This window comes from Pseudomonas arsenicoxydans, assembly GCF_900103875.1.
In the GTDB taxonomy this organism is placed as follows: Bacteria; Pseudomonadota; Gammaproteobacteria; order Pseudomonadales; family Pseudomonadaceae; genus Aquipseudomonas; species Aquipseudomonas arsenicoxydans.
In genome coordinates this window covers 45,559-61,512 of the sequence record NZ_LT629705.1, presented here as the reverse complement: position 1 = coordinate 61,512, position 15,954 = coordinate 45,559, and the positions used below count along the sequence as shown (strand labels likewise).

General features: G+C 60.0%; 14 protein-coding genes. 8 read left to right on the top strand and 6 right to left on the bottom strand.

Going from position 1 to position 15,954, the window contains the following annotated elements; genetic code table 11:
- The first annotated feature begins 14 nt into the window (after nucleotides 1-14).
- The 7 genes from mreC to tldD all read left to right on the top strand — a co-directional run bounded on the left by mreC (nucleotide 15) and on the right by tldD (nucleotide 10,177).
- Entirely contained in the window at nucleotides 15-1,160 is a 1,146-nt protein-coding gene (mreC, locus tag BLQ41_RS00330) for a rod shape-determining protein MreC (RefSeq protein WP_090175510.1), read from the top strand.
- Nucleotides 1,160-1,651, top strand: coding sequence for a rod shape-determining protein MreD (mreD, locus tag BLQ41_RS00325; RefSeq protein WP_090175508.1), 492 nt, complete (start codon nucleotides 1,160-1,162; stop codon nucleotides 1,649-1,651). The genes mreC and mreD overlap by 1 nt, the downstream gene beginning before the upstream one ends.
- A 46-nt stretch (nucleotides 1,652-1,697) precedes the next feature.
- Nucleotides 1,698-2,294 carry a Maf family protein gene (locus BLQ41_RS00320; protein WP_090175505.1) on the top strand — a complete coding sequence of 199 codons (597 nt, stop codon included), beginning with the start codon at nucleotides 1,698-1,700 and terminating at the stop codon, nucleotides 2,292-2,294.
- Nucleotides 2,295-2,351: 57 nt separating this feature from the next.
- Nucleotides 2,352-3,809, top strand: a complete 1,458-nt coding sequence (gene rng / locus BLQ41_RS00315) for a ribonuclease G (protein WP_090175503.1) — start codon at nucleotides 2,352-2,354, stop codon at nucleotides 3,807-3,809.
- Between the two features lie 75 nt (nucleotides 3,810-3,884).
- The gene (locus tag BLQ41_RS00310) at nucleotides 3,885-7,688 is read left to right on the top strand and encodes a YhdP family protein (RefSeq protein WP_090175500.1); all 3,804 of its coding nucleotides are present in this window, start codon (nucleotides 3,885-3,887) and stop codon (nucleotides 7,686-7,688) included.
- 179 nt (nucleotides 7,689-7,867) lie between these two features.
- The gene (locus tag BLQ41_RS00305) at nucleotides 7,868-8,716 is read left to right on the top strand and encodes a carbon-nitrogen hydrolase family protein (protein ID WP_090175498.1); all 849 of its coding nucleotides are present in this window, start codon (nucleotides 7,868-7,870) and stop codon (nucleotides 8,714-8,716) included.
- A gap of 18 nt (nucleotides 8,717-8,734) precedes the next feature.
- Entirely contained in the window at nucleotides 8,735-10,177 is a 1,443-nt protein-coding gene (gene tldD / locus BLQ41_RS00300; protein ID WP_090175495.1) for a metalloprotease TldD, read from the top strand.
- 50 nt (nucleotides 10,178-10,227) lie between these two features.
- On the opposite strand, the gene yjgA is transcribed toward tldD, so the two are convergent.
- A complete protein-coding gene (yjgA, locus tag BLQ41_RS00295; RefSeq protein ID WP_090175492.1) occupies nucleotides 10,228-10,752 on the bottom strand; it encodes a ribosome biogenesis factor YjgA in 525 nt (174 codons plus the stop codon).
- Between the two features lie 108 nt (nucleotides 10,753-10,860).
- Here yjgA and pmbA point away from each other — a divergent pair, with 108 nt between their 5' ends.
- Complete coding sequence (gene pmbA / locus BLQ41_RS00290) at nucleotides 10,861-12,207, top strand: metalloprotease PmbA (protein WP_090175489.1); 1,347 nt, start codon at nucleotides 10,861-10,863, stop codon at nucleotides 12,205-12,207.
- 109 nt (nucleotides 12,208-12,316) lie between these two features.
- Here the strand turns inward: pmbA and BLQ41_RS00285 are convergent, their stop codons facing one another.
- The 5 genes from BLQ41_RS00285 to BLQ41_RS00265 all read right to left on the bottom strand — a co-directional run bounded on the left by BLQ41_RS00285 (nucleotide 12,317) and on the right by BLQ41_RS00265 (nucleotide 15,821).
- Nucleotides 12,317-12,592, bottom strand: a complete 276-nt coding sequence (locus BLQ41_RS00285; RefSeq protein ID WP_090175486.1) for an HPr family phosphocarrier protein — start codon at nucleotides 12,590-12,592, stop codon at nucleotides 12,317-12,319.
- A 15-nt stretch (nucleotides 12,593-12,607) separates the two neighbouring features.
- Nucleotides 12,608-13,465, bottom strand: coding sequence for an RNase adapter RapZ (gene rapZ, locus BLQ41_RS00280; protein WP_090175484.1), 858 nt, complete (start codon nucleotides 13,463-13,465; stop codon nucleotides 12,608-12,610).
- A 2-nt stretch (nucleotides 13,466-13,467) separates the two neighbouring features.
- Nucleotides 13,468-13,932 (bottom strand): PTS IIA-like nitrogen regulatory protein PtsN, encoded by a 465-nt coding sequence (gene ptsN / locus BLQ41_RS00275; RefSeq protein ID WP_090175482.1) that lies wholly within the window; start codon nucleotides 13,930-13,932, stop codon nucleotides 13,468-13,470.
- A 12-nt stretch (nucleotides 13,933-13,944) separates the two neighbouring features.
- Complete coding sequence (hpf, locus tag BLQ41_RS00270; RefSeq protein WP_090175479.1) at nucleotides 13,945-14,253, bottom strand: ribosome hibernation-promoting factor, HPF/YfiA family; 309 nt, start codon at nucleotides 14,251-14,253, stop codon at nucleotides 13,945-13,947.
- A 74-nt stretch (nucleotides 14,254-14,327) separates the two neighbouring features.
- Nucleotides 14,328-15,821 carry an RNA polymerase factor sigma-54 gene (locus BLQ41_RS00265; protein WP_090175476.1) on the bottom strand — a complete coding sequence of 498 codons (1,494 nt, stop codon included), beginning with the start codon at nucleotides 15,819-15,821 and terminating at the stop codon, nucleotides 14,328-14,330.
- Between the last annotated feature and the right edge of the window lie 133 nt (nucleotides 15,822-15,954).

Below are 15,954 nucleotides of genomic sequence, written 5' to 3'. Positions count from 1 at the left end.
GGGAGGAGCGGCTTATTAAACCGCTTTTCACCAAAGGCCCCTCACTGGGCGTGCGCGTATTAGTGCTGGTCGTGCTGTCGGTCGCTCTGATGGTGGTCGATGCCCGATTCACACTGCTCAAGCCAGTGCGTAGCCAAATGTCGCTGGTGCTGATGCAGTCTTACTGGATCACCGACCTGCCGCAGCGGCTATGGCAGGGTGTGGCCAGCCAATTTGGCAGCCGTACCGAGCTCGTCGCCGAAAACGAAAAACTCAAGACCGAAAACCTGTTGTTGCAGGGGCGCATGCAAAAGCTGGCGGCCCTCACCGAGCAGAACGTTCGGCTGCGCGAGTTGCTCAACTCCTCCGCACTGGTCAACGAGAAGGTCGAAGTGGCCGAGTTGATCGGCATGGACCCCAATCCCTTCACTCATCGCATCATCATCAATAAAGGTGAGCGCGACGGTGTGATCCTCGGTCAGCCCGTGCTTGATGCGCGTGGCTTGATGGGGCAGGTGGTTGAACTGATGCCGTACACCTCTCGGGTGCTGCTGCTGACCGACACGACTCACAGCATTCCGGTGCAGGTAAACCGCAACGGGCTGCGCGCGATTGCCAGCGGCACCGGTAACCCGGAACGCCTCGAACTTCGCCACGTGGCCGACACGGCGGACATCAAGGAAGGCGATCTGCTGGTCAGCTCAGGCTTGGGTCAACGTTTCCCGGCCGGTTACCCGGTGGCAACGGTCAAGGAAGTGATCCACGATTCCGGCCAGCCCTTTGCCATCGTGCGCGCCGTGCCGACCGCAGCCTTGAACCGCAGCCGTTACCTGCTGCTGGTGTTCAGCGACGGTCGTACCGCTGAAGAGCGCGCCAATGAAGCCGCCCAGGCTCAGGAAGCCCTGGATCAACACGGCGGCGGGCCGATCATTCCGGCGACCGTACCGAAGCCTGCGCTGGTGCCGACGCCGGCAGCTGCGCCCGTGGCGGCTCCGGCTGTTCCGGCAGCTGCACCGGCTACCGCAACCCCGGCCAAGCCCGCGAACACTCGACACTCGGCCGCCAAGCCTCCCGCCACGCAGCCGGCGGCCACCAAGCCGCCTGCGACTCAACCCGCTGCCGCGAAGCCTGCTGCCAAGCCGCCTGTCTCCGCGCCAGCCTCCACTGGGGGACGAGAATAATGGTCGGTACGACTGCATCGCGAAACGGCTGGATCGTCTGGCTGACCTTCGCCATCGGCATGCTGCTCAGCGTTTCGCCGCTGCCACAGTTCATGGAAATCCTGCGTCCCTTGTGGCTGGCCTTGCTGCTGGCATTCTGGGCGCTGACCATGCCGCAAAAAGTCGGCATGGTCACCGCGTGGTGCCTGGGCCTGGCTGAAGACGTGCTCTACGGTACGTTGCTTGGCCAGAACGCATTGATCCTGACACTGATCACCTTTCTGGTGCTGTCGCTGCAACAGCGCCTGCGCATGTTCCCGATGTGGCAACAAAGCCTGGTGATCCTGGTGATCTTCGGCCTCGCCCAGCTTGTTCAGCTGTGGTTGAGCGCCTTGACCGGCAACCGCCAGCCAACGCTGGCGCTGGTGTTGCCGGCACTGGTCAGTGCCTTGCTCTGGCCTTGGGTCAGCTACGGTTTGCGCGGGTTGCGTCGACGCTACAAAATCACTTGATTCGGTCAGGCATTGGCCCGTATTGGCAGTAGACAAGGGAGATGTCTTGATGAAGTTATACCTCGCCTCAGGCTCGCCGCGTCGGCGTGAGCTGCTCACGCAGATCGGCGTGCCGTTCTCCGTCATCAGTGCGGACATCGATGAAACCCCTTTTAAACATGAATCCCCGTCGGCTTATGTCGAACGCCTCGCGCGTGGCAAGGCCGAAGCAGCGCGCGGCACGGTCGTGTCTGATGAAGAATTTTGCGTACTGGGTGCTGATACCGCTGTGGTGCTCAACGGGAAAATTCTTGGCAAACCGGTGGACGAAGCCGATGCGTGCGCCATGCTTATGTTATTGGCCGGTCAGGAACACGAAGTATTGACCGCCATTGCGGTGCTCGACGGGGAACGTTGTGAGTCTCGGGTAGTGCGCAGTCTGGTGCGCTTTCGCGACATCAGTCGCGAAGAAGCAGCGGCCTACTGGGCCAGCGGCGAACCCCGTGACAAGGCCGGCGGCTATGGGATTCAAGGACTGGGCGCGGTGTTTGTCGCCGGGCTCAATGGCAGCTACTCGGCTGTGGTCGGGTTGCCGCTGTGCGAAACCTGCGAGCTGCTGGGCCATTTCGGCATACCCTGTTGGCAAACCCTTAACGCGCGCTGAGCGTCGTTCTGACAAGATGCGGCCATTATCGTGAACATGCCTGAACGAGACCCTGCCATGAGTGAAGAGATCCTGATCAACATCACGCCGATGGAATCGCGCGTGGCGGTGGTTGAAAACGGTGTTCTGCAAGAGGTCCACGTCGAGCGCACGCAAAAGCGCGGGATCGTCGGCAATATCTATAAAGGCAAGGTCGTGCGGGTGTTGCCGGGCATGCAGGCCGCATTCGTCGATATCGGTCTGGACCGCGCCGCGTTCATTCATGCCTCGGAAATTTCCTTGCGTGAAGGGCCCGCGGTAGAAAGCATCAGCGCGTTGGTCCATGAAGGCCAGAGCCTGGTGGTGCAAGTCACCAAGGACCCGATCGGTTCCAAAGGCGCACGCCTGACCACTCAGTTATCAATTCCATCGCGTTACCTGGTGTACATGCCACGTACGGCCCACGTCGGCATTTCGCTGAAGATCGAGGACGAAGCCGAGCGCGAACGCCTCAAGCAAGTGGTCACCGATTGCGTGGACAAAGAGGGCATCAAGGAAGCGGGCGGTTTCATTTTGCGCACGGCCGCCGAAGGGGCCGGTGCCGATGAAATCCTGATGGACATTCGTTACCTGCGCCGTCTCTGGGATCAGATCAACGAACAGATCAAGACCATCAGTGCACCGAGTGTGATCTACGAAGACCTCGGTCTGGCGCTGCGCACCTTGCGTGACCTGGTGAGCCCGAAGATCGAAAAGATCCGCATCGACTCCCGGGAAACCTTCCAGAAAACCACGCAGTTCGTCGCCGAACTGATGCCGGAGATCGCTGATCGTCTGGAGCATTACCCGGGCGAACGACCGATCTTCGACCTGTACGGCGTTGAAGACGAAATCCAGAAAGCCCTCGAGCGCAAAGTGCCGCTCAAATCCGGCGGTTATCTGGTGGTCGATCCGGCCGAAGCCATGAGCACCATCGACGTCAACACGGGCGCGTTCGTCGGGCATCGCAACCTCGAAGAAACCATCTTCAAGACCAACCTCGAAGCCGCGACCGCCATCGCTCGCCAGCTGCGCCTGCGCAATCTGGGCGGAATCATCATCATCGACTTCATCGACATGGAAGACGAAGAGCACCAGCGTCAGGTCTTGCGTACCCTCGAAAAGCAACTGGAGCGCGATCACGCCAAGACCAACATCATCGGCATCACCGAGTTGGGCCTGGTGCAGATGACCCGCAAGCGCACCCGCGAAAGTCTTGAGCAAGTGCTCTGCGAACCGTGCAGCAGCTGTCAGGGACGCGGCAAATTGAAGACGCCGGAAACCGTCTGCTACGAAATTTTTCGCGAAATCCTCCGCGAGGCGCGCGCCTATCAAGCGGAAGGCTATCGTGTATTGGCGAACCAGAAAGTCGTCGATCGTTTGCTCGACGAGGAGTCGGGCAATGTCGCCGAACTGGAAGGATTTATCGGGCGGACCATCCGGTTTCAGGTGGAAACCATGTATTCCCAGGAACAATACGACGTGGTGCTGCTCTGAATCGTTGTGTTTCAACCTCACTAAAACGGCTGGCCTCAGCTTTTTGCAGTATTTTTGCCATGGGAGCCAACTGACATGGAACGTCTGACACGCATTTTGGCCGCACTGACCCGCTGGGGTCTTGGCCTGTGCGCGTTGGCATTGGTGTTGATGGCGTTATACGTCAGCCTCGGCCGGGAGTTGACGCCCCTGGTGGCCGAATATCGTGCCGACGTCGAAACCAAAGCCAGCGCCGCCCTGGGCATGCCGTTGCAGATCGGTAAGCTGGAAGGCAACTGGAGCGGGTTCGCGCCGATCCTCCTGGCGCACGACGTCACCGTCGGCGAGGGCTCCAATGCCCTGCGTCTGGACCAGGTGCGTGCAGTGCCGGACGTTTGGGAAAGCTTGCTCGCGCGCGAAGTGCGAATCGCTCATCTGGAACTCAATGGCCTGAAGATCAGCCTCAAGGAAGGCCAGGACGGGCAATGGGCGCTTGAAGGACTGCCGGTGCAGCAGGACCAGCCGCTCGACCCGGAGCAGTTGCTCAATCGCATGCAAATGGTCGCGCAGTTGTCAGTGATCGACAGCCAGGTGACCTTGCAGCCACTGGATCAGTCGCCGCTGACGTTGACCTACGTGGGCCTCAACCTGAAAACCGGCGCCTCCCGCCAGCGACTCGATGCCCGTTTGACCCTGCCCGATGGCCAACCGTTGGCCATGAGTGTGCGTACCCGTATTCGCGCAAGCGAATGGAAGGATGGCGAAGCAGAGGCGTACCTGAGCCTGCCGCAAAGCGACTGGTCGAAATGGCTGCCCGGACGCCTGACCCGGCAATGGAATTTCTCCGAGATCAAGGCCGGTGGCGAACTCTGGGTCACCTGGGGCAAGGGCGAGCTGCAAAGCGCTGCCATTCGCTTGAATGCGCCACAGCTCAAGGGCGCTTACGCCGAACGCAAGCCGATCCAGATCAACAACCTGGCGCTCAACGGCTATTTCCAGCGCAGCTCCGAAGGCATGCTGGTGACTTTGGATTCCCTGGCCATGAACATTGGCGAGAGCCGCTGGGAATCGCACCTGCAACTGCGTCAGAGCATCGCCACCGACAAGGCTGACGAAGTCTGGCACTTGCAAGCCGACCGCCTCGATCTCACCCCGCTCACGCCGTTGATGAATGCCTTGGGGCCGCTGCCGGAAGGTGTTGCCACCGCGATCGAGCGACTGAAGGTCACCGGTGGGCTACGTAATGTGTTGATCGACCTGCGGCCCAATGCCACCGACGACAGCAAGTTCAGCTTTGCCGCCAACCTCGACCAAGTCGGCTTCGACGCCTATCACGGAGCTCCGGCGGCGCGAAATGTCAGCGGCAGCATCAGCGGCGACCTCGGTCAGGGCGAACTGCGGATGGACAGCAAGGACTTTGTTCTGCACCTGGACCCGATTTTTGCCAAGCCATGGCAATACATCCAGGCCAATGCCCGGCTGACCTGGAAGCTCGATAAAGAAGGCTTCACCCTGATTGCGCCGTATCTGAAGGTGCTGGGCGAAGAGGGCAAGATTGCTGGTGACTTCCTGATCCGCCTGCATTTCGACCACACCCAGGAAGACTACATGGACCTGCGGGTCGGCCTGGTGGACGGCGACGGTCGCTACACCGCCAAATACCTGCCGACCATGCTCAGCCCGGCATTGGACGAATGGCTGCGCACGGCGATTCTCAAAGGTGCGGTAGACCAGGGCTTCTTCCAGTATCAGGGTTCGCTGAACCATGGCGCCGAAGACTCTGCCCGCAGCATCAGCCTGTATTTCAAGGTGCATGACGCCGAGCTGGCGTTTCAACCAGGTTGGCCACATGTCAGCAAGGTCAGCGGTGATGTGTTTGTCGAAGACAGTGGTGTGCGAATCCTGGCCAGCAAGGGCCAGTTGCTCGACACGCAGGTCAGCGACATCTACGTCAATATTCCCCATGCGCCGGCCGGGGAAAGCGTTCACCTGTTCCTCGACGGCGGGTTCGCCGGCGGATTGGGCGATGGCTTGAAGATTCTTCAGGAAGCACCGATCGGCACGGCTGACACCTTTGCCGGATGGGAAGGCGAGGGCGATCTGCAAGGCAAGTTGAAACTGGATATTCCCTTGGTAAAGGGCGAACAGCCGAAAATTCTCGTCGACTTCAAGACAGCCAAGGCGCGCCTGAAGCTGGCCAACCCTTCGCTTGAATTGACTCAACTCAAAGGTGATTTCCGTTTTGACAGCACCAAGGGGTTGAGTGGACAGAACATCACCGCACGGGCCTTCGACAGGCCGGTTACTGCGCAGATTTTCGCAGATGGCAGCCCGGGTAATATCAAGACCCGTGTCAGCGCTTCCGGTCAGGTAGAGGTCAAGAAACTCACGGATTGGTTGAGCGTGACCCAACCGTTGCCGGTGTCCGGTTTGATCCCGTATCAGTTGCAACTGAACCTCGACGGGCCTGACAGCCAGTTGATGGTCAATTCCAGCCTCAAAGGCGTGGCGATCGATTTGCCTGCACCGTTTGGCATGACTGCCAATGCCGGACGCGACACCACGTTCCGCATGACCCTGCAGGGACCGGAGCGGCGCTATTGGGTCAACTATGGCGAGTTGGCAAACTTCACGTTCGCCGCTCCGCCCGGCAATTTTGCCGATGGTCGCGGTGAGTTGTTCCTCGGCGGCGGCGCTGCTGTCCTGCCTGGCGCCAAAGGCCTTCGGGTGCGCGGCGTGCTGTCGGAACTGGATGTCGGTCCCTGGAAAGATCTGGTGGACAAGTACGCCGGCCAGGATCCGGGCGGCAGTGCCAAGCAGCTGCTCAGCAGCGCGGACTTCAAGGTTGGCAAGCTGAGTGGCATCGGCACCACGCTCGATCAGGCGTCGGTGCAGTTGAACCGTAAACCTGCCGCGTGGGCCCTGCAGCTCGACAGCCAGCAGGTCAAGGGCGGCGCGAGCATCCCGGATGCGAAAGGCGTGCCGATTGCGATCAATCTGCAAACGGTGCGCTTGCCGGCGCCGGATCCTAAAGTGCTGGCCGACGAAAATTCTCCGGATCCCCTGGCCTCCGTAGACCCGACGAAGATCCCGGCGCTGGATATAACCATCAATCAACTGTTTCAGGGGCAAGACCTGGTCGGTGCCTGGTATCTGAAAATCCGTCCGACCGCCAGAGGCATCGCGCTCAATACCCTGGACCTGGGGCTCAAGGGCATTCTGTTGCAAGGCAATGGCGGCTGGGAAGGCATTCCGGGGAGCTCCAGCAGTTGGTTCAAGGGACGAATCAGCGGCAAGAACCTTGCCGATGTACTCAAAGGCTGGGGTTTTGCGCCGAGCGTCACCAGCGAAGAGTTTCGTATGGACGTCGACGGTCGCTGGACGGGCTCCCCGGCCTGGCTGGCGAGCAAGCGTTTCTCCGGCACCCTGGATGCATCGCTGAGCAAAGGCCAGTTCGTTGAGGTCGAGGGCGGTGCCCAGGCCCTGCGGGTTTTCGGCCTGCTCAACTTCAACTCCATCGGTCGCCGTCTGCGCCTGGACTTCTCCGACTTGTTTGGCAAAGGCCTGAGTTATGACCGGGTCAAAGGCCTGCTGGTCGCGACCAACGGCGTTTACGTGACCAAGGAGCCCATCCAGATGACCGGTCCTTCAAGCAATGTTGAGCTCAACGGCACGCTGAACCTTGTCGGTGACCAGATCGATGCCAAGTTGCTGGTGACGTTGCCGGTGACCAACAACCTGCCGATTGCCGCGTTGATCGTCGGCGCACCGGCAATTGGCGGCGCGCTGTTCCTGATCGACAAGTTGATCGGAGACCGTGTGGCACGTTTCGCCAGCGTCAAATACACGGTCAAAGGTCCGTGGAAAGAGCCGAAAATCACCTACGACAAACCTTTTTGACAGCGCCACGCTTCAGGCCGATGGAGTAGCATGGCCGTAAGTTCCTCGTAGGAGCTGTCGAGTGAAACGAGGCTGCGATCTTTTGATTTTGTTTTTTAGGATCGAGATCAAAAGATCGCAGCCTCGTTTCACTCGACAGCTCCTACAGGTATGTGTTGATTCCAGATTAGGAAAAGGCCATGTCTTTTGCGGTGATTCAAATGGTCAGCCAGAGCGATGTGCTGGCCAATCTCGCCCGGGCCCGCCATCTGCTCGAGCAGGCAGCAGCCGGTGGTGCACAGCTTGTGGTGCTGCCAGAAAACTTCGCCGCCATGGGCCGTCGCGACATTGCCGACATCGGTCGCGCCGAGGCCTTGGGTGAAGGCCCGATCCTGCCCTGGTTGAAACAGACCGCCCGCGACCTCAAGTTATGGATAGTGGCCGGCACATTGCCGTTGCCGCCGCTGGATCAACCGACGGCCAAGGTGCATGCCTGCTCGCTGTTGGTGAACGACCAGGGTGAGACCGTGGCGCGTTACGACAAGCTGCACCTGTTCGACGTGGACGTTGCGGACAATCGGGGGCGTTATCGCGAGTCCGATGACTATGCTTATGGCAGCGGCGTGGTGTTAGCCGATACGCCCGTCGGCCGGGTTGGCCTGACGGTGTGTTATGACCTGCGTTTCCCGGAACTGTATAGCGAATTACGGGCTGGCGGCGCGCAGTTGATTACCGCGCCATCGGCTTTTACGGCGGTAACCGGCGCTGCGCATTGGGATGTGCTGATCCGCGCACGGGCCATCGAGACTCAATGTTACATACTCGCGGCCGCTCAGGGTGGGACGCATCCGGGGCCGCGAGAAACCTTTGGCCATGCCGCGATCATCGACCCCTGGGGCCGCGTGCTGGCGCAACAGGATCAAGGCGAGGCCGTGCTGCTGGCCGAACGCGATAGCAGCGAACAGGCGTCCATCAGGGCGCGGATGCCGGTGTCCAGTCACCGGCGCTTTTTCTCGCAGGGCGCCCAGCGACCTGCCTCAGAACGATGAATTTAAGGCGTAAAGCATATGAGCGAGTTGTTGTCCTCAGTCAGTGAACACCTCCTGGCGCCCGGCGGCGTAACCATCGAAAGCCTGCAAGGTGTACTCGGCGATCTGGCCGGCCCGGGCATCGATGCCGCCGACCTGTATTTCCAGGGACAGATCTCCGAGTCCTGGGCGCTGGAAGACGGGATCGTCAAGGAAGGCAGCTTCAACCTCGATCAGGGCGTCGGCGTTCGTGCGCAATCGGGTGAAAAAACCGGATTTGCCTACAGCAATGCGATCACGCTGGAAGCCTTGGGCGCGGCGGCACGTGCTGCGCGCTCGATCTCGCGCGCCGGGCAAAATGGCACGGTGCAGGCGTTCACCACGGCTGATGTCGCCCAGTTATATGGGCCGGACAATCCTTTGGAAGTGATGACGCGCGCCGAGAAAGTCGAGTTGCTTAAACGCATCGACGTCGCGACGCGCGCCCTCGACCCGCGTATTCAGCAAGTGACCGTGAGCATGGCCGGCGTCTGGGAGCGAATCCTCGTGGCCTCGACGGATGGCGGTCTGGCGGCGGATGTACGGCCGTTGGTGCGCTTTAACGTCAGCGTGATCGTCGAGCAGAACGGTCGCCGCGAGCGCGGTGGTCATGGCGGTGGCGGTCGGACCGATTACCGTTATTTCCTCAGCGATGACCGTGCCATGGGGTACGCCCGTGAAGCGTTGCGTCAGGCGCTGGTCAACCTTGAAGCGATTCCGGCGCCGGCCGGTACGTTGCCGGTGGTGTTGGGGTCGGGCTGGTCCGGCGTGCTGCTGCACGAAGCGGTCGGTCACGGCCTGGAAGGCGACTTCAACCGCAAGGGCAGTTCCGCCTACAGCGGGCGCATGGGCGAGATGGTCGCGTCCAAGCTCTGCACCATCGTCGATGACGGTACGTTGGCAGGCCGTCGCGGCTCCCTGAGCGTCGACGACGAGGGCACCCCGACCGAGTGCACCACGCTGATCGAGAACGGCGTACTCAAGGGCTACATGCAGGACAAGCTCAATGCACGTCTGATGGGCGTTGCCCGCACCGGTAACGGCCGCCGTGAATCCTACGCGCACTTGCCGATGCCGCGCATGACCAACACCTACATGCTGGCGGGCGAAAGCGACCCGGCGGAAATCATTGCCTCGGTAAAGCGCGGCATCTATTGCGCTAACCTCGGTGGTGGCCAGGTAGACATCACCAGCGGCAAGTTCGTGTTCTCCACCAGCGAGGCGTACTTGATCGAAGACGGCAAGATTACCGCCCCGGTCAAAGGCGCGACGTTGATCGGCAACGGCCCGGAAGCCATGAGCAAGGTGTCGATGGTCGGCAATGATCTGGCGCTGGACAGCGGTGTGGGGACATGCGGCAAGGATGGGCAGTCGGTGCCGGTGGGTGTCGGCCAGCCAACGCTGAAAATCGATGCGATCACTGTGGGTGGCACAGGATCGTAAACAGGATGGAGCTTCGGGTGAGCCGCTTGGCGACTCACCCGATTCGAGCATCAACGCAGGCCGCGTTGAGTCTCGTCCAGCTCACGGATGTATTTGAAGATTTTACGGCTCGATGCCGGAGGCTTGTTGGTCGCCAGTTCGTGCTGGGCCTGACGGATCAGGGAGCGCAACTGCTGACGATCAGCCTCCGGGTAGTCGAGTACGAACTTCTCCAGGACTGCATCGTCGCCCGCGATCAAACGATCGCGCCAGCGTTCCAGACCGTGGAAACGTTCGTTGTACTGCCGGGTGGAGGCATCGAGTTGATCGAGCAAGGACAGAATGGCGTCAGTGTCCTGATCGCGCATCAGTTTGCCAATGAACATAAGGTGCCGTTTACGCGCGATATTCGCGGTGTGCTTGGGCGCATCGGCCAGTGCCCGGCGCATAGCGTCGGTCAGCGGCAGTTTTGCCAGCAAGTCAGGCTTGAGCGTTGTAAGGCGCTCGCCGAGGTCAACCAGAGCATGAAGCTCGCGTTTGACCTGGGATTTGCTTTTTTCTCCCGTATCGAGGGAGTCGTCGTAAGAATCAACCATGGTGGCCGTCCGCAAAGAAACGCCGCCATGATAACCAGTCGGGGGCCGCTTGTCCGGCCCGGTCGCTCGAAGGCCCTAGCCGAAAGCAGAATTTGAGTGGAGAACAGCATGAGTGCAGTTGAAAGCGTCGGCCCACAAGCGTTGCCGGCACTGCAAGAACAAGTCGAGCAGATCATCGCTGAAGCCAAGCGCCAGGGCGCCAGTGCCTGTGAAGTGGCGGTGTCGCTGGAGCAGGGCCTGTCCACTTCGGTGCGTCAGCGCGAAGTCGAAACCGTCGAATTCAACCGCGATCAGGGCTTTGGCATCACCTTGTACGTTGGTCAGCGCAAAGGCTCGGCCAGTACATCGGCCAGTGGCCCGGAAGCCATTCGCGAAACCGTCGCTGCGGCGCTGGCCATCGCCAAGCACACCTCGGAAGATGAAGCGTCAGGCCTGGCCGATGCCGCGTTGATGGCCCGGGATCTGCCGGATTTCGACCTGTTCCACCAATGGGACATTACCCCGGAGCAGGCCATCGAGCAGGCGCTGACCTGTGAAGCGGCGGCGTTTGCGGCCGACAGCCGGATCAAGAATGCTGATGGTACGACCCTCAGCACCCATCAAGGCTGCCGGGTTTACGGCAACAGCCACGGGTTTATCGGCGGCTATGCGTCGACTCGTCACAGCCTGAGCTGCGTCATGATCGCCGAGGCCGACGGGCAGATGCAGCGCGATTACTGGTATGACGTGAACCGTCAGGGCAATTTGCTGGCCGATCCTGTGAGCATTGGCCAGCGCGCCGCACAACGCGCCGCGAGCCGCCTGGGCGCGCGTCCGGTGCCGACTTGCGAAGTACCGGTGCTGTTTTCGGCGGAGCTGGCCGGTGGTTTGTTCGGCAGTTTCCTGTCGGCGATTTCCGGCGGCAGCCTGTATCGCAAATCGTCGTTCCTTGAAGGCACCCTGGGGCAAAAGCTGTTCCCGGAATGGCTAACCATCGATGAACGTCCGCATTTGATGCGCGCCATGGGCAGTTCGGCGTTCGACGGTGATGGCCTGGCGACCTATGCCAAGCCGTTCGTCGAAAAGGGCGAATTGGTGTCGTACATCCTCGGCACCTATTCCGGCCGTAAGCTCGGCATGCCAAGCACCGCTAACGCAGGCGGCGTGCACAACCTCTTCGTCACCCATGGCGACGAAGATCAGGCGGCATTGCTACGCCGCATGGGGCGCGGCTTGCTGGTCACCGAGTTGATGGGCCAGGGCCTGAACATGGTCACCGGCGATTATTCCCGTGGCGCGGCCGGTTATTGGGTCGAGAACGGCGAAATCCAGTTCGCGGTCCAGGAAGTGACCATTGCCGGCAACATGCGCGACATGTTCAAGCAGATCGTTGCGGTGGGTAATGACCTGGAGCTGCGCAGCAACATTCGTACTGGCTCGGTGTTGATCGAGCGGATGACCGTGGCCGGTAGCTAACGCTTATCGCTGCGCAAAAAAAGGCGCGTCACCCGATTGGGTGACGCGCCTTTTTTATTGCGTCTTGCACAGCGCCTTGTCGGAGCAATGCTGCACAAAGGGGGCGGTGTTACTCGCCTTCGTCGAAGTAGTTGTTGATCAACTTCACCAAGGCATCCAGCGCTTCCTGTTCCTGCTCGCCTTCAGTGCTGAGGTGGATCTTCGTGCCCTTGCCGGCCGCGAGCATCATCATGGCCATGATGCTTTTGCCGTCGACGGTGGATTCTGGCGTGCGTCCCACTCTGATCGTGCAATCCTTGAACTGACCAGCAACGCCAACGAATTTTGCCGACGCGCGGGCATGTAGGCCCAGCTTGTTGATGATTTCGATTTCCAGAGCAGGCATCGCGATGTGAATCCTTTAGCTGAGGTCGCGGTGGCGGACCTGGACGTTCTTCAGGGATTGTTGCAGAACCTGGCCCAGACGTTCGGTCAGGTAGACGGAGCGGTGATGCCCGCCGGTGCAGCCAATGGCAATGGTGACATAAGCACGGTTGCTCGCGGCGAAGCGCGGCAGCCATTTTAGCAGGTAGGAGGAAATGTCCTGGAACATCTCTTCGACGTCCGGTTGCGCCGCCAGGTACTCGGCTACCGGTTGATCAAGCCCGGACAGCTCGCGCAACTCCGGTTTCCAGTAAGGGTTGGGCAGGCAGCGCACGTCGAACACCAGGTCTGCGTCGACCGGCATGCCTCGCTTGAATCCGAACGACTCGACCAGAAATGCAGTGCCGCTGTCCGGCTGGTTCAGCAGGCGCAGCTTGATGGTGTCGCGCAGCTGATACAGGTTCAGGTTGGTGGTGTTGACTTTCAGGTCGGCCAGGTCGGCAATCGGCCCCAGCAAACTGGTTTCGTCCTGAATCGCCTCGGCCAACGAACGGTGGGCGGTACTGAGCGGGTGGCGACGGCGGGTTTCCGAAAACCGTTTGAGCAACGTTTCTTCGTCGGCGTCCAGGTACAGCACATCGCATTTGATGTGCCGGCTGCGGACTTCTTCCAGCAGTTCCGGAAATCGCGACAGATGACTGGGCAGGTTGCGGGCATCGATGGATACGGCAACCAGCGGTTGTGCGAGTTCGGTATGAATCAGTGCGCGCTCGGCGAGTTCCGGCAGCAACCCGGCAGGCAGGTTGTCGATGCAGTAGTAGCCGTTGTCCTCGAGAACATCGAGTGCGGTACTTTTACCTGAGCCGGAGCGGCCACTGACAATGATCAAGCGCATGATTAATGACCGTTTTGCTCGCTCAGGACGACCTGATACAAGGCTTCATTACTCGGGGCGCTGCGCAGTTTTTCGCGCACTTCCTTGCGATCGAGCATGCTGGCGATCTGGCGCAGTAGCTCCAGGTGCGCATCGGTAGCGGCCTGCGGGACCAGCAGTACGAACAGCAGGTCAACCGGGGCGCCGTCGATGGCGTCGAAATCAATGGGTGCGTCGAGGTGCATCAATGCACTGATGGGCGAGGTGCAGCCCTTGAGGCGACAGTGGGGGATGGCGATGCCGTTGCCAAAACCGGTTGAACCGAGTTTTTCACGGGCAATCAAAGCTTCGAAGACATCTTGCATCTCCAGATCCGGCACTTCCCGGGCGATCAGGTTGGCAATTTGCTCGAGGGCTTTCTTTTTACTGCCGCCCGGCACGTTCACGAGAGAACGGCCGGGGGTCAGGATGTTTTCAAGTCGGATCATGGGTTGGGAGTGTTAACGACCGGTAGCGCCCTGGAGCAGGCTTTGGGTCTTTTCCTTATGCTTTTTGAGTTGTTTATCGAGCTTGTCGGTCAGTAAGTCGATCGCCGCGTACATATCGGTATGTTCCGCGTTCGCGACCACTTCGCTGCCGGGAATATGCAACGTGGCTTCGATTTTCTGCTTCAGCTTTTCGACGCACATCGTGACTTGCACGTTGGTGATCTTGTCGAAATGCCTCTCTAATCGTTCGAGTTTTTCGCCGATGTAGGTGCGAAGAGGTTCGGTCACTTCCAGTTGGTGTCCACTGATGTTGACTTGCATACAGCTTCTCCTTCGTTGCCAGTGCATAAAGCGGTAGATCAGATGATCTACCACTGGAACGCTGTGGCGTGGCTCTACATCAACCGCTTGCGTTCGCTCGAAGGCGCGATCCCGAGGGATTCGCGGTACTTGGCGACGGTGCGGCGAGCCACCTGAATGCCTTGTGCCTCCAGTAAACCAGCGATCTTGCTGTCACTCAACGGCTTTTTCTGATTTTCCGCCGCAACCAGTTTTTTGATGATTGCGCGGATCGCCGTGGACGAGCATTCGCCGCCTTCGGAGGTGCTGACGTGGCTGGAAAAAAAGTATTTCAGTTCATATATGCCCCGAGGGGTATGCATGAATTTCTGTGTGGTCACCCGTGAAATCGTCGACTCGTGCATGCCCACCGCTTCGGCGATGTCGTGCAGGACCAGCGGTTTCATCGCTTCGTCACCGTACTCCAGGAAGCCGCGCTGATGCTCGACGATTTGGGTGGCCACTTTCATCAGGGTTTCGTTGCGGCTTTGCAGGCTCTTGATGAACCAGCGTGCTTCTTGCAATTGATTGCGCATGAAGGTGTTGTCGGCGCTGGTGTCGGCACGGCGCACAAACCCGGCATATTGGGCGTTGACCCGCAGCCGTGGCACCGATTCCTGATTCAGCTCGACCAGCCAGCGCTCGTTGTCCTTGCGCACGATCACGTCAGGGACGACGTATTCGGCTTCGCTGGACTCGATTTGTGAGCCCGGGCGCGGATTGAGGCTCTGCACCAGTTCGATCACCTGGCGCAGTTCATCTTCCTTGAGCTTCATGCGGCGCATCAGCTGGCTGTAGTCGCGGCTACCGAGCAGATCGATGTAGTCAGTGACCAGGCGCTTGGCTTCCGCCAGCCAAGGTGTCTTGGCTGGCAGCTGGCGCAGTTGCAGCAGCAGGCATTCGCCCAGGTTGCGGGCGCCGATACCGGCAGGCTCGAACTGCTGGATGCGATGCAGGACGGCTTCGATTTCGTCCAGTTCGATGTCCAGTTCCGGATCGAAGGCTTCGAGGATTTCCTCGAGGGTTTCGTCCAGGTAGCCCTGATTGTTGATGCAATCGATCAGGGTTACGGCGATCAAGCGATCGGTGTCGGACATCGGTGCCAGGTTCAGCTGCCACAGCAAATGGCTTTGCAGGCTTTCACCGGCTGATGTGCGGGTAGTGAAATCCCACTCGTCGTCATCGCTGCTCGGCAGGCTGCTGGCGCTGGTCTGATAAACGTCTTCCCATGCCGTATCGACGGGCAGCTCGTTGGGAATACGCTCATTCCAGTCACCTTCCTCGAGGTTGTCCACCGTCGGGGCGGTTTCCTGGTAGGAGGGCTCTGAAACATCGGCGTTGGGTTGCTGTTCGGCTTTGTCGGCCAAGGGGTCGGCGTTATCGAAGTCGTCGCCTTCTTCCTGGCGTTCGAGCATCGGATTGGACTCCAGGGCCTCCTGGATTTCCTGTTGCAGGTCCAGGGTCGACAATTGGAGCAGGCGGATGGCCTGTTGCAGCTGCGGTGTCATCGTCAGCTGCTGGCCCATTCTCAAGACTAGCGATGGTTTCATGGCAGGGGCTAAACACCTTATTCGCCGGCGCACATGCGCCATCCACTACAGGGCGCCGGAGCGCCAAACATAAGCAAATTATATGCCCGAAACTGCAGCGTTTGCCTAGAGCGCCGTAACAATAAAAAAATGT